The organism is Allomuricauda sp. d1 (assembly GCF_039592695.1).
In the GTDB taxonomy this organism is placed as follows: Bacteria; Bacteroidota; Bacteroidia; order Flavobacteriales; family Flavobacteriaceae; genus Flagellimonas_A.
In genome coordinates, this window is the sequence record NZ_JBBUTK010000002.1 from 99,607 (window position 1) to 112,615 (window position 13,009).

Consider the following 13,009-nt stretch of genomic DNA (forward strand, 5'->3'; position numbering starts at 1 on the left):
ATTGGGTAGGAAAGATTAATACGTTGAAGCTTCATTTTCGTTTTTTATTTCTAGGGATTATTACCAGTACCCTTTTTTGGAGTTGCTCCACCAAAAAGGATGCCTTTATCAACCGTAACTGGCATGCCCTGAACACCAAGTACAATACCTTGTACAATGGTAACATCGCTTTTGAACAGGGGCGCGAGGAACTCAACAATTCGTACCGTGATGATTTTTGGGAGGTGCTTCCCGTTGAGCGACTGGAGGTCACCGAAGAAATCAAACTTGACTCCGAAGACAACAATCCCAACTTTATCATCGCCGAAGAAAAGGCGACCAAGGCCATCCAGAAGCACAGTATGGACATCAAGGATGAAGAGCGGAATCCACAGACCGATGAAGCCTTTTTATTATTGGGCAAGGCGCGTTATTTTGACCAACGTTACATTCCCGCACTCGAAGCTTTTAACTACATCCGCAGAAAATATGTGACCAGCGACAAACTGAACGAGGCTGCTATCTGGCGTGAAAAGACCAACATGCGTTTGGACAATCCTGAACTGGCCATCAAAAACCTCAAGCGGTTGTTGCTCCAAGAAGAACTCAAAGACCAAGAGTATGCCGATGCCAATGCGGTGCTGGCGCAGAGCTATATCAACCTGAACGCACCTGATACCGCCATTCAAAGACTGAAAATCGCCCAGGCCTATACTAAAAAGAACGAGGAACGGGGCCGCTACCTTTTTATCATCGGGCAACTCTACAACCAGTTGGGCTTTAAAGACAGTGCCAATTATGCCTTTGACAAGGTGATTGCCTTGAACCGAAAGTCGCCGAGGGTGTACATGATCAATGCGCACCTGAAAAAGATACAGAACACTGAAATCAATCTAGAGAACCAAGAGTTTTTGTTGGAATACTTGACCGAGCTGGAAGAAAACCGTGAAAACCGCCCTTTTTTGGGAAAGATTTACCGCGAGGTGGCACAATTTCATTTGGCTACGGATTCAGACAGTCTGGCCTTGGTCTATTACAACAAATCACTGCGTGCCAATCAAGGTGAGCGAAAATTGAACGCCAAGAACTACCAAAATTTGGCGGACTATCATTTTGATGAAAATGAGTACAAAACTTCCGGTGCTTACTATGATAGTACGCTGACCAATTTGGAGGAAAACACGAAGTTGTACCGAAGCATCAAAAAGAAATTGGACAATTTGGAGGATGTCATCAAATACGAAGACATCGTGCAGTATGCCGATAGTGTCATCACCATCTATCAAATGCCAGAGGATGAACGAAAGGCCTATTTTGAGGATTACATCGCTGAGTTGAGGCGCAAGGATGAGGAAGCCGCTAAAAAAGAAGAAGAACGCACCACCGCCGGCTTTGCCGCTTTTGCAGAGACCCAAGGGGGCAAAGAGAACAAGGGAAAATTTTACTTCTACAACATACAGAGCCTTGGGTATGGTAAAAATGATTTCAAGACCCGTTGGGGCGACCGTGAGCTCGAAGATGATTGGCGATGGAGCAACAAGGCACGAACTGCCATTTCTGAAGCCACGGGCGAGCAGGTCTTGGCCGATGGCACAGACCCCGATGCCATTCCTGAAGAGCAGAAATACGACCTGAATTTTTATTTGGATAGGATTCCGACCGACGAAAAGGTCATCGATAGCCTTCACACCGAGCGCAATTTCGCCAACTACCAACTGGGCATCATCTACAAAGAAAAGTTCAAGGAAAATTTGTTGGCCGCCGGAAAGCTGGAGGCGGTTTTAAAATCAAATCCTGAAGAGCGGTTGGTACTTCCCTCCAAATACAATCTTTTCAAGATTTATGAAGAAAGTGCCAGTGTGGTCTTGGCCGACCAGATGAAGCAAGACATCATCAGAAACCATCCTGACTCACGCTATGCCGAGGTTTTGTTGAATCCGCAAGCCGTATTGGAAGGTGATACAGACAGCCCCGATGCCATGTATGCATCCCTCTACAGACAATTTGAAGACCAACGGTTTTTAGAGGTGATCACAAAATCGCAAGAATACATCAACAGGTTTACGGGCGACCCTATCGTTCCGAAGTTTGAAATGTTGAAAGCGAATGCAATCGGCAGGCTCCAAGGTTTTGAGCCATTCAAGGAGGCTTTGAATTATGTGGCGTTGACGTATCCGAACAATCCCGAAGGCAAAAAAGCGGAGCAGATGGTGGCCGAACAGTTGCCAAAGTTAGAGCAGAAAGAATTTTCTTCTGAAACCGGCGCATCGGGTATCGGCAATTGGAAGGTGGTCTATCCCTTCAAAATCAAGGATAACGAAGAAGCACTGAAGCTGAAAGAACGGCTGGAAGAATCCATTAAAGACCTGAATTACAAGAACATCGTTTCAAAAGACATTTACAATCTGGAAGATCAATTCGTGGTGGTTCACGGCTTTCGTTCAAAAGACTTTGCCGAGGGCTATGTTGAGCTGTTAAAAAACAACCGCGACTATCGAATCAACGAAGAGAATTTCGTAATTTTATCTTCCAACTATAAAATAATCCAAGTCCATAAAAATTTAGCAGATTACAAGAATCTGCAGTTAACCCCAAAACCATAGAACATGTTTTCTGACAACAAAAAAGACCGCACCATGGAGGCCTTCGGTGGCCAACCCAACCGAATTGAAAAAAACACCAAAATTAAAGGCGATATCACCTCTGAGGCCGATTTTCGCATTGATGGCAAGCTTGAGGGCAATGTGACCACTTCGGGCAAGGTCGTCATTGGCAAAGACGGCTACATCAACGGTAAGGTTGAGTGCGTCAATGCCGATATTGAAGGTAAGTTCAACGGTGAGCTTCAGGTCAAGGGCCTGTTGTCACTCAAGTCATCTGCGCTGATCGAGGGCACGGTGACTGTTGCAAAATTGGCCGTTGAACCGGGTGCCACCTTCAATGCTTCATGTACCATGGGCAAGGCTTCATCACCCAGTTCGAGCACATCGACCGGCTTTAAGTCATCGGTTCAGAGTAGCGCCACAAGCACAAGCAGTGTGAACAAAACCAATGAGCCAGCAAAAACCTCCTGACAAAGACAACGGCCTTAAAAATGCGGCGATACTATCTGGCATCGCGATTGAGATGGGCGTGATCATCTACCTTTCGGTGAAAGGGGGCAACTGGCTCGACGAGAAATACCAGAACGAAAAACGAATTTTTACCGTGATTGCCACACTTTTAGGGGTGGCAATTTCCATTTGGGTAGTTTTGCAGCAGTTGAAACGAATTAAGTATTGATGTCAAAACTGCCTCTTCAATTTACCATGGCCCTGCTCGCTGCGCTGAGCACGGCTTTCGCTTTCCATATCTTGGTGCTGTTTCTGTTGGATTATCCCCTGTGGGGCGATTTGTTGCCACTTTCCTATCTGATCAATTTCCTTTTGGCAGTGGGCATTTTTTTTGGGCTGTATGCACTCAGAAAAAAACTCAGCAATTCACTGGGATTTCTTTTTATGGCCGGAAGTCTCTTGAAATTTGCAGTATTTTTTCTGGTGTTTTATCCTGCTTACAAAAGTGATGCGGTGATACAGCGTTCTGAATTTGCCGCCTTTTTTGTGCCCTATCTGATCGCACTGGTTCAAGAGACTTTTTTTGCCTCTAAAATGCTTCAAAAACTGGATAAAAAACCAGAGTAATACCAAAGCCTATTTTCAATTGGGGATTGGTATAAAATCCGGCTGAAAAATCCCCATAAAATAAAGTGCTATATGCTTTTTTCTTTTTGAAGGAAAGACTTACATTTGCACCGATTTTTGAAGACCGATATGTTGAGCAACATGCGAACGCCTTTTTTGAAGCAGCTTCTTATAGTTTTGGTAATGTTTTTGGCACAGGGTGCTGCCGCCAAAGACAAAGAACACGGTGAACAAGGCGACAAAGACCTCAAGACCGAGATTAAGGAATACATCAGCCACCACCTTCAAGATTCTCACGACTTTAGTCTTTTTTCATATACCAAAGACAATGGTGAACACGTGTACGTGGGCTTTCCATTGCCAGTAATTCTTTGGGATGATGGCCTAAAAGTATTTTCTTCCTCAAAATTTCACCATGGCGAGACGCTGGCCGAGGTTGATGGGCAGCATTACAGGCTCTATCACAGCAAAATCTACAAGACCGATGCTGAGGGAACCATCAACTATGATGAGGAGCACCATCCTACCAATGTAAAACCGTTAGACTTTTCAATCACCAAAAATGTGGTGATGATCATTATCACAGGGTTGTTGATGCTGTGGTTGTTTTCAAGCTTGGCAAAATCGTATGCAAAGAACAACGGCATTCCGACTGGTGTTGGGCGTTTCTTTGAACCTATCGTATTGTACATTAGGGATGATATCGCCCGCCCAAATATCGGCGAAAAGCGTTACAAGAAATATATGCCGTTCTTATTGACCATCTTCTTTTTCATTTGGTTCTTGAACATGTTCGGCATGACCCCACTGGGAGTCAATGTTACCGGAAATATCGCGATTACAACGGCATTGGCCATTTTGACGTTCTTGATCACCAATTTTACCGGCACCAAAGATTATTGGATGCACCAGTTCAATCCCTTGGGCGACTCGTTGCCATGGTACGGTAAAATACCATTGTACATCATATTGGTTCCGATAGAATTATTGGGCTTGATCATCAAACCTTTTTCGCTGTTGATACGTTTGTATGCAAACATGCAGGCAGGCCATATTGTCATTGGAAGTTTGATCGGACTGATGTTCATTTTTAAGAATTGGATAGGAAGTCCGTTGTCGTTTGGCCTGGCTTTCGCCATTATGTTGATTGAGGTACTTGTGGCATTGCTGCAAGCCTATATATTCACTATGTTGAGTGCGTTGTATTTCGGATTTGCCTCCGAAGACCACCATGCTGAAGGCCATGAAGATGACCCAGAATTGGTGCATTTATAAAATTTATTCCCGCTGTCACCCTGAGCACAGCCGAAGGAAAACGGGAATCTCGATTACCGAGTGTAGTCAAACTAAAATATTGAACATTTAATTTTTAAACTAGATAGATATGGAAATTCCAGTAATGGTAGGTGCAGGTTTGGTTGTGATCGGTGTAGGTCTTGGTATTGGTAGAATCGGTGGTTCTGCGATGGAGGCCATTGCCCGCCAGCCCGAAGCTTACGGTAAGATCCAGACAGCGATGTTGATTGCTGCTGCATTGATCGAAGGAATTGGTTTTGCTGCACTTTTTGCAGTATAATCAGTCATCTAAAGGCAAAAGGCCGTAACGGTTGGTTGCGGCCCTTGCTTTGTTTGTAGATTAAGTTTTTATAAAACAAGGACATGGAAAAGTTATTGAACGAATTTTCGATAGGGCTCTTTTTTTGGCAGACAGTATTGTTCGTTTTGCTGCTTTGGTTGTTGTACAAATTTGCATGGAACCCCATTTTAAAAGCAGTCAATGATCGTGAAGAAGGCATAAAAAATGCATTGGATGCTGCCGAGGAAGCCAAAAAGGAGATGCAGAATGTCACTGCCGATAGCGAAAAACTCTTGAAAGAGGCGCGAGCCGAGCGTGAGTTGCTATTGAAAGAAGCCCGTGAAATCAAGGAAAAGATGATTGCCGATGCCAAAGAACAGGCACAGGTAGAAGGTGATAAAATGCTGAAACAGGCACAAGCCACCATCGAAAGCGAGAAGAAAGCGGCCGTGGCCGATATCAAAGCACAGGTTGCAAGCCTTTCGATTGATATAGCGGAAAAAGTCATTAAAGACGAACTATCCGACAAAAAGAAGCAGCAGAAGTTGGTCGAGAATTTGTTGGATGACGCAAGTTTAAGTTAATAGTTAAATGTGAAAAGTTAATAGGGGTAATACCGAATAACCATTAACCTTTAACGAATAACCAAAACAATGAGCAATACAAGAGCAGCCATACGATATGCCAAAGCAGTGCTGGATTTCGCCGTTGAGAACAAGGCAGCGGAGAAGGTTGAAAATGACATGCGAAGCATTGCAGACACCATTCAGGAGAATGTAGCGTTGCAGCAGTTGCTTGATAGCCCTGTGGTGAAAACAGAGGTCAAGAAAAGTTCATTGAACCAAATCTTTAAGGGAAGCAATGAGATTTCCCTTGGTCTGATAGCCACATTGGCATCGAACAAAAGAATTGGCATGTTGCATGAAGTGGCACAGAAGTACATTCTGCAGTATGAGAAGATGAAAGGTGAGGCTATGGCTTATGTGACCACTGCCGCACCTATGACTGCTGATTTGGAGAAAAAAATATTGGCCCAGGTCAAAAAAATGACGGGCAACAAAGTCACGCTTGAAAACAAGATTGACGAAGACATCGTTGGCGGATTTATCCTAAGGGTAGGAGACCTTCAATACGATGCGAGCGTGGCCAACAAATTGAACAAATTAAAAAGAGAATTTACAAATAGTCTATAAATAAGTAAAGATTGAGATGTCTAACATCTCAAGTCTAACGTCTTAAGTCTAGAAAAAAATGGCGGGAGTAAAAGCAGCTGAGGTATCAGCAATATTGAAGAAACAATTATCAGGATTTGAAGCTACCGCTTCGCTTGATGAGGTCGGCACCGTACTTCAGGTAGGTGACGGTATCGCCCGTGTATATGGGCTTTCAAATGCACAATACGGAGAGTTGGTCGAGTTTGAAGGCGGAATGCAGGGCATCGTTTTGAATCTTGAGGAAGACAATGTTGGGGTAGTTTTGCTAGGCCCATCAAAAGAGATTGTTGAGGGCGCCACCGTGAAGCGCACACAAACCATCGCGTCTATTAAAGTAGGTGAGGGTATCGTTGGCCGTGTGGTTGACACCTTGGGCAATCCGATTGACGGAAAGGGTCCGATTTCTGGCGAGACTTACGAAATGCCATTGGAGCGTAAAGCACCTGGCGTAATCTATCGCCAACCAGTAAATGAACCACTTCAAACTGGGGTTAAGGCAATCGATGCCATGATTCCGATTGGTCGTGGCCAGCGTGAGTTGGTGATTGGTGACCGTCAAACAGGTAAGACGACTGTTTGTATCGATACGATTTTGAACCAAAAAGAATTTTACGATGCTGGCGAACCTGTGTATTGTATTTATGTGGCTGTCGGTCAAAAGGCATCTACGGTCGCTGGTATTGCCAAGACACTTGAAGATAACGGGGCGCTTGCGTATACGACCATCGTGGCAGCCAATGCATCAGACCCTGCGCCAATGCAGGTATATGCCCCTTTCGCAGGAGCTGCAATCGGAGAGTACTTCCGTGATACAGGTCGTCCGGCATTGATTATTTATGATGATTTATCCAAGCAAGCGGTTGCGTATCGTGAGGTATCATTGCTTTTAAGAAGACCACCGGGGCGTGAGGCCTATCCCGGTGACGTATTCTACTTGCACTCAAGATTGCTCGAGCGTGCCGCAAAAGTCATTGATGACGATAACGTGGCAAAAAATATGAATGATTTGCCTGACGTGTTGAAGGACAAAGTGAAAGGGGGCGGTTCATTGACGGCGCTGCCCATCATTGAAACACAGGCAGGTGACGTATCCGCATATATCCCGACGAACGTGATTTCGATTACAGATGGACAGATTTTCTTGGAGCAGGATTTGTTCAACCAAGGGGTACGACCAGCAATCAACGTGGGTATCTCGGTATCTCGTGTGGGTGGTTCAGCACAAATCAAGTCTATGAAAAAAGTGGCTGGAACACTGAAGTTAGACCAAGCACAGTTCCGTGAACTGGAAGCCTTTGCAAAGTTTGGTTCTGATTTGGATGCTGCTACCTTAAACGTTATCGAGAAAGGACGTCGTAATGTGGAAATCTTGAAACAGGCGCAAGGGGATCCTTTCACTGTAGAAGAGCAGGTAGCTATCATTTTTGCAGGCTCGAAGAACCTGTTGCGTGATGTTCCTGTTGAGAAGGTCAAAGAATTTGAGCGAGATTATCTAGAGTTCTTGAAAGCGAAGCATAGTGATGTGTTGAGCACTTTAAAGGCTGGAAAGCTCACTGATGAGGTTACAGATACATTGACAGCAGTCGCTAAAGACCTTTCAGGAAAGTATAGGAGTTAAGAGTGCAGAGTTTTGAGTGATGAGTGGTAGATTGAACGATAGTCCGATTCGAAACAAAAGTTTTCGATTTGCATGTGATATCGTAAGCTACTGTGATAAGCTCAAAGAGAATAAAGATTTTGAATTGGCATCCCAGCTTCTTAGAAGTGGAACCAGCATTGGCGCTAACACTAGAGAAGCACAGCGTGGCGTTAGTACGAAGGATTTCAAAAACAAGTTTGGCACAGCCCTAAAAGAAGCCGATGAGACCATGTATTGGTTGGAAATTTTGGAGGAAACAGGAAAAAAGGTGCCAGAAGGAATGATGAAAAATTGTGATGAATTGATACGAATTTTGGTGAGCATCATCAAAAACTCATAACTCAGCACTCATAACCCATAACTGGAATTATGGCAAACTTAAAGGAAATACGAAACAGGATTTCATCGGTAAAGTCAACGATGCAGATTACCAGCGCCATGAAAATGGTGTCGGCTGCAAAGTTGAAAAAGGCGCAAGATGCCATTACCGCTATGCGACCTTATGCAGATAAGTTGACTGAGTTGTTGCAAAGCTTGAGCGCCAGTCTTGATGGCGATGCTGGCAGCAAGTTTGCCGATAATCGAGAGGTCAACAAAGTGTTGGTCGTCTCCATCACCTCGAACAGGGGGTTGTGTGGTGCATTTAACACCAACATCATCAAGCAGAGCGTATCGTTATATCATGGTAAATATGGTGGCAAGCAGGTTGATTTTGTTGTTATTGGAAAAAAAGCCAATGACATTTTAAGTAAAAAGTTTGCCATCGCCTCAAACCACAGTGATATTTATGATGATCTCACATTTGACAATGTTGCAGAAATCGCTGAAAATTTGATGCAACGTTTCACCGAAGGGGAGTATGACCGCATTGATTTGGTCTACAACAGCTTCAAGAATGCGGCCACCCAAATCGTGAAGTCAGAACAGTTTCTTCCTATTGTTCCGATGGAAGGGGAGGCTTCAAACGCGGCGGATTACATCTTTGAGCCATCAAAAGCTGAAATCGTAGAGCAATTGATTCCGAAGTCGTTGAAAACACAACTGTACAAAGCCATTCGCGACTCGTTCGCCAGTGAGCATGGTGCCCGTATGACAGCAATGCACAAAGCGACTGATAATGCCGGGGAATTGAAAGACCAATTGACACTCACCTACAACAAGGCACGTCAAGCAGCCATCACCAACGAGATTCTGGAGATTGTTGGCGGTGCGGAAGCGTTGAACAACTGAGCTTTTTGTCATTCCTGCGGAAGCAGGAATCGAAAACAAATAGAGCCCTTGAAAGTCAAGGGCTTTTTGTTTGGCACCAATTTTGGTTTTATATCTTTGAGAGGCTTAAAATTTAGAGATGAAAACAGCAGCATACATCATATTGGCATTGGGGTTTTCCTTAACGGGATGCTCATCACAAAAGAAGTTGGTTGAAAATCCGCCTTTTGAAGTTGGTAATGCCACATGCCAATCATGGCTCGGTGGAAGGGCAGAAAGCGGTTCGGGAATGAAGCTTGAAATTCCGGTAACAAATATTCCCGCAACAGCAACGCTTCAAAAAGCCTATTTCAGGGGTAAAGTGGCCACAATAACCCTAGAAGAAAAAGAGGGGCAATCGTATGCCACTGCAAACTTTAGTAACAAATCCATAGAAAAGCCAGATATCATCATGCACAGGGATCCAAAAAAGGAAGTCGGCAATCAACCCCCCAAGTTGCAAGAGGAAATACCGTTCGAGCTTGATGCCAATGAATGTGTGGTGAGCTACATCGAAGGCGATACGGTGAAATACGTCAAAGTTTCTGATATCAAAGAGAAAAAGCCTTTGGTATACCAGTGATTGCATAGGTATTTTGCCCCAAAGAATGTTATTGGCTACTTTTATGACAACATTAGTGCCCTGACGGTACCGTCAGGGTTTCCTTTAAAGCACCACTTTCATTGAATCCGCTTAAAAAGCTTTTCAAACAGACCGCAATTTATGGTTTGGCCACGGTCATGCCCAGAATGTTGTCGGTGCTGCTCTTACCGCTCTACACCTCGGTATTTGAAAATGCTTCGGGTTACGGCGAATATGTCAATATCTACGCCTGGATTGCCATTTTCAATGTCTTGTTGGCCTATGGAATGGAAACGGCATTCTTTAGATTTTATAATAAGGAAGCGAATAAAACCAATGTAGTATCCACATCCTTGATTTCCTTATTGGCAACATCCTTATTGTTCTTGATATTGGCGTTGTTGCTCAAGGATAGCTTGGCGGAATGGACGAACATCGATATTGACTTCATCAAGTTCACGGCCTATATTCTGGTGTTGGATGCTTTGGTCATCATACCCTTTGCATTGCTCAGGGCCAAAGAAAAGCCGGGCATGTATGCGGTCATTAAAATTTTGAACGTGGCCATCAATTTGGGCTTCAATGTGTTTTTCCTGTTGGTATTGCCCAAACTGGCGGTTGAAGAAAACACCATTTGGAACAACTTGTATCGTGCCGATTTTGAGATTAACTATATTTTCATCTCCAACATTATTGCCAGTGGGATTACACTCTTGATTTTATTGCCCACATATTTCTCAAATAAGTATACGTTCGATGCTTCCCTTTGGAAAAGAATGCTAAAATATGCTGCTCCGGTCATGATTGCCGGATTTGCCTTTACCATCAATGAAGTTGTTGACAAGATCATGCTGACAGAGTTGCTCTCAAAAACGGAGGCGGGTAAATACGGGGCTTGTTATAAACTGGCCTTGTTCATGACCCTGTTCGGCACTGCATTTCGATTGGGCGTTGAACCCTTTTTCTTCAGCCATGCCAATGAAGAACGGCCACAAAGAACGTATGCCCAGATTACCAATTATTTTGTGATCATGGGCAGTGTGATTTTGTTGTTTGTGGTAGTGTATATTGACCTTTTGGCCAAATTGTTGATTCTTAATGAAACCTATTTAGAGGCCGTTCAGATTGTCCCCATCATTTTATTGGCCAGTTTTTGTTTGGGCATTTATCACAACCTTTCCGTGTGGTACAAGGTTACCGACCGCACAAAATTTGGCGCCTATATTTCTTCAATTGGCGCAGTGTTGACGTTGATCATTAACCTTGCGTTGATTCCAAAGATTGGATATATGGCCTCGGCATGGGCCACGTTGGCCGCTTACGGCAGTATGATGTGCCTTTCCTATTATTTTGGAAAAAAATACTATCCCATCCCCTATAACATGCGTAAGATTCTTTTCTATGGAGGATTATCGATCCTGTTTTCTGCTTTGGCATTTTACGTATTTAACCGCAATTTGATTGTCGGCACCCTATTGCTTTTAGTATTTTTGGGCGTGCTTTTGAAGATGGAGGGAGCACAACTCAAACGAATACTGTTACAACGTGAAAATTAAGATCATCAACCAGTCTGGCCATGCATTGCCCCACTATGAGACCGATGCTTCGGCAGGGATGGATTTGCGTGCCAATATTTCAGAGCCCATTACGTTGAAATCATTAGGGCGCACGATTGTCAAAACCGGATTGTTTATCGAACTCCCGATTGGCTACGAGGCCCAAGTGCGCCCACGTAGCGGATTGGCGGCCAAAAAAGGGATTACCGTATTGAACGCCCCAGGCACCATCGATGCCGATTATCGAGGTGAAGTAGGTGTGATTTTGGTCAACCTGTCCAATGAAGATTTTACAATCGAAAATGGGGAACGAATCGCCCAATTGGTGATAGCCAAACATGAACGGGCCGAATGGGTCGAGGTGGATAAATTGACTGAAACCGAACGAGGTAGAGGCGGATTCGGGAGTACAGGATTCCGTTAATGAAGCAATGTTCAATGAAACAACAAACCAATGAAAGAATTTTCAAATAGGTTCATTTCCAAATTTACAAATTGATTACATGAAAATAATCGTCCCAATGGCAGGTCGCGGTTCAAGACTGCGCCCACATACGTTAACAGTGCCAAAACCATTGATTCCAGTTGCAGGCAAACCCATTGTACACCGATTGATCAGCGATATCGCAAAGGTTTTGGGCGAACCCATAGAAGAAATCGCTTTCATCTTGGGCGACCCCGCCTTTTTTGGTGATGATGTTGTGGAAAGTTTGACCCAACTGGCACAAGAACTGGGTGCAAAAGCGAGTATTTATCGTCAGTTGGACCCCAAGGGCACGGGCCATGCCATTATGTGTGCTGAGCCTTCCTTATCCGGTCCAGCTGTGATTGCCTATGCCGATACCTTGATTCGCGCCAATTTTGATTTGGATAAGGATGCCGATAGTGTCATCTGGACTAAAAAGGTGGACAATCCAGAGGCGTATGGCGTGGTAAACCTCAACGCACAGAATCATATCGTAGAACTCGTCGAAAAACCCAAAGAGTTTGTCAGCGACCAAGCCGTTATCGGCATTTATTACTTTAAGGATGTGGCGGTGTTACGAAACGAACTGCAGTTCGTCTTGGATAATAACATCATCAATGGCGGCGAGTACCAAATCAACGACGGTATCAAACGTATGATGGCCGATGGCAAGGTCTTTGTGACTGGAAAAGTGGATGAATGGATGGACTGTGGCAACAAAAACGTCACTGTCGAAACAAATCAACGCATGCTCTCCTTTTTGGAAAAAGATGGGGAAAAACTGGTTGCAGACTCAGTCGAAAAGGTGAACGCCAACATCATTGAACCCTGCTTTATAGGAGAAAACGTAGTCTTGAAAAACACTACCATCGGCCCTTATGTTTCGGTGGGTTCGGGAACGGTGATTGAAAACGCTACCGTTAAAAATAGCTTAATCCAAAGTGATAGCATCATCAAAAATGCTAATTTGGATAATGCCATGATAGGCAATCATGTACGATACGATGGTAATTTTGAAACCATCAGTATCGGTGATTATTCGGTGTTGGAATGAAAGCCTCACCTAAA

At 44.2% G+C, this 13,009-nt stretch carries 15 protein-coding genes; all 15 read left to right on the top strand.

The genetic code is table 11. The annotated features are described in order from the left end of the window. The first annotated feature begins 23 nt into the window (after positions 1-23). The 15 genes from AAAH86_RS07440 to AAAH86_RS07510 all read left to right on the top strand — a co-directional run bounded on the left by AAAH86_RS07440 (position 24) and on the right by AAAH86_RS07510 (position 12,995). Positions 24-2,582, top strand: coding sequence for a hypothetical protein (locus AAAH86_RS07440; protein WP_343486935.1), 2,559 nt, complete (start codon positions 24-26; stop codon positions 2,580-2,582). A gap of 3 nt (positions 2,583-2,585) precedes the next feature. Continuing rightward, the gene (locus AAAH86_RS07445; protein ID WP_343486936.1) at positions 2,586-3,053 is read left to right on the top strand and encodes a polymer-forming cytoskeletal protein; all 468 of its coding nucleotides are present in this window, start codon (positions 2,586-2,588) and stop codon (positions 3,051-3,053) included. Next, positions 3,031-3,261: an AtpZ/AtpI family protein gene (locus AAAH86_RS07450; RefSeq protein WP_343486937.1), complete on the top strand. Its 231-nt coding sequence runs from the start codon at positions 3,031-3,033 to the stop codon at positions 3,259-3,261. The genes AAAH86_RS07445 and AAAH86_RS07450 overlap by 23 nt, the downstream gene beginning before the upstream one ends. Beyond that, entirely contained in the window at positions 3,261-3,659 is a 399-nt protein-coding gene (locus AAAH86_RS07455; protein WP_343486938.1) for a DUF6168 family protein, read from the top strand. The genes AAAH86_RS07450 and AAAH86_RS07455 overlap by 1 nt, the downstream gene beginning before the upstream one ends. Positions 3,660-3,800: 141 nt before the next feature. Further along, on the top strand, positions 3,801-4,934 hold the full coding sequence (atpB, locus tag AAAH86_RS07460) for a F0F1 ATP synthase subunit A (RefSeq protein ID WP_343487842.1): 1,134 nt from the start codon (positions 3,801-3,803) through the stop codon (positions 4,932-4,934). Between the two features lie 109 nt (positions 4,935-5,043). Next, positions 5,044-5,235: an ATP synthase F0 subunit C gene (gene atpE, locus AAAH86_RS07465; RefSeq protein ID WP_045801726.1), complete on the top strand. Its 192-nt coding sequence runs from the start codon at positions 5,044-5,046 to the stop codon at positions 5,233-5,235. A gap of 83 nt (positions 5,236-5,318) precedes the next feature. Continuing rightward, a complete protein-coding gene (locus AAAH86_RS07470; protein WP_343486939.1) occupies positions 5,319-5,819 on the top strand; it encodes a F0F1 ATP synthase subunit B in 501 nt (166 codons plus the stop codon). Between the two features lie 69 nt (positions 5,820-5,888). Then, on the top strand, positions 5,889-6,428 hold the full coding sequence (gene atpH / locus AAAH86_RS07475; RefSeq protein WP_343486940.1) for an ATP synthase F1 subunit delta: 540 nt from the start codon (positions 5,889-5,891) through the stop codon (positions 6,426-6,428). A gap of 58 nt (positions 6,429-6,486) precedes the next feature. Continuing rightward, positions 6,487-8,067 (top strand): F0F1 ATP synthase subunit alpha, encoded by a 1,581-nt coding sequence (gene atpA, locus AAAH86_RS07480; RefSeq protein WP_343486941.1) that lies wholly within the window; start codon positions 6,487-6,489, stop codon positions 8,065-8,067. Positions 8,068-8,086: 19 nt separating this feature from the next. Then, complete coding sequence (locus AAAH86_RS07485) at positions 8,087-8,428, top strand: four helix bundle protein (protein WP_343486942.1); 342 nt, start codon at positions 8,087-8,089, stop codon at positions 8,426-8,428. 29 nt (positions 8,429-8,457) lie between these two features. Continuing rightward, positions 8,458-9,318 (top strand): ATP synthase F1 subunit gamma, encoded by an 861-nt coding sequence (atpG, locus tag AAAH86_RS07490; protein ID WP_343486943.1) that lies wholly within the window; start codon positions 8,458-8,460, stop codon positions 9,316-9,318. A 118-nt stretch (positions 9,319-9,436) separates the two neighbouring features. Continuing rightward, positions 9,437-9,919, top strand: a complete 483-nt coding sequence (locus AAAH86_RS07495) for a hypothetical protein (protein ID WP_343486944.1) — start codon at positions 9,437-9,439, stop codon at positions 9,917-9,919. A 101-nt stretch (positions 9,920-10,020) separates the two neighbouring features. Beyond that, the gene (locus AAAH86_RS07500; protein WP_343486945.1) at positions 10,021-11,475 is read left to right on the top strand and encodes a polysaccharide biosynthesis C-terminal domain-containing protein; all 1,455 of its coding nucleotides are present in this window, start codon (positions 10,021-10,023) and stop codon (positions 11,473-11,475) included. Then, the gene (gene dut, locus AAAH86_RS07505; RefSeq protein WP_343486946.1) at positions 11,465-11,899 is read left to right on the top strand and encodes a dUTP diphosphatase; all 435 of its coding nucleotides are present in this window, start codon (positions 11,465-11,467) and stop codon (positions 11,897-11,899) included. The genes AAAH86_RS07500 and dut overlap by 11 nt, the downstream gene beginning before the upstream one ends. 79 nt (positions 11,900-11,978) lie before the next feature. Continuing rightward, the gene (locus AAAH86_RS07510; protein ID WP_343486947.1) at positions 11,979-12,995 is read left to right on the top strand and encodes a sugar phosphate nucleotidyltransferase; all 1,017 of its coding nucleotides are present in this window, start codon (positions 11,979-11,981) and stop codon (positions 12,993-12,995) included. Positions 12,996-13,009: the final 14 nt, after the last annotated feature.

Excerpts from the sequence above, each read along its gene's own strand:
- AAAH86_RS07445 (WP_343486936.1), top strand. The coding sequence starts at position 2,586 with ATGTTTTCTGACAACAAAAAAGACCGCACCATGGAGGCCTTCGGTGGC.
- AAAH86_RS07450 (WP_343486937.1), top strand. The coding sequence starts at position 3,031 with ATGAGCCAGCAAAAACCTCCTGACAAAGACAACGGCCTTAAAAATGCG.
- AAAH86_RS07455 (WP_343486938.1), top strand. The coding sequence starts at position 3,261 with ATGTCAAAACTGCCTCTTCAATTTACCATGGCCCTGCTCGCTGCGCTG.
- atpB (WP_343487842.1), top strand. The coding sequence starts at position 3,801 with ATGCGAACGCCTTTTTTGAAGCAGCTTCTTATAGTTTTGGTAATGTTT.
- atpE (WP_045801726.1), top strand. The coding sequence starts at position 5,044 with ATGGAAATTCCAGTAATGGTAGGTGCAGGTTTGGTTGTGATCGGTGTA.
- AAAH86_RS07470 (WP_343486939.1), top strand. The coding sequence starts at position 5,319 with ATGGAAAAGTTATTGAACGAATTTTCGATAGGGCTCTTTTTTTGGCAG.
- atpH (WP_343486940.1), top strand. The coding sequence starts at position 5,889 with ATGAGCAATACAAGAGCAGCCATACGATATGCCAAAGCAGTGCTGGAT.
- atpA (WP_343486941.1), top strand. The coding sequence starts at position 6,487 with ATGGCGGGAGTAAAAGCAGCTGAGGTATCAGCAATATTGAAGAAACAA.
- AAAH86_RS07485 (WP_343486942.1), top strand. The coding sequence starts at position 8,087 with ATGAGTGGTAGATTGAACGATAGTCCGATTCGAAACAAAAGTTTTCGA.
- atpG (WP_343486943.1), top strand. The coding sequence starts at position 8,458 with ATGGCAAACTTAAAGGAAATACGAAACAGGATTTCATCGGTAAAGTCA.
- AAAH86_RS07495 (WP_343486944.1), top strand. The coding sequence starts at position 9,437 with ATGAAAACAGCAGCATACATCATATTGGCATTGGGGTTTTCCTTAACG.
- AAAH86_RS07510 (WP_343486947.1), top strand. The coding sequence starts at position 11,979 with ATGAAAATAATCGTCCCAATGGCAGGTCGCGGTTCAAGACTGCGCCCA.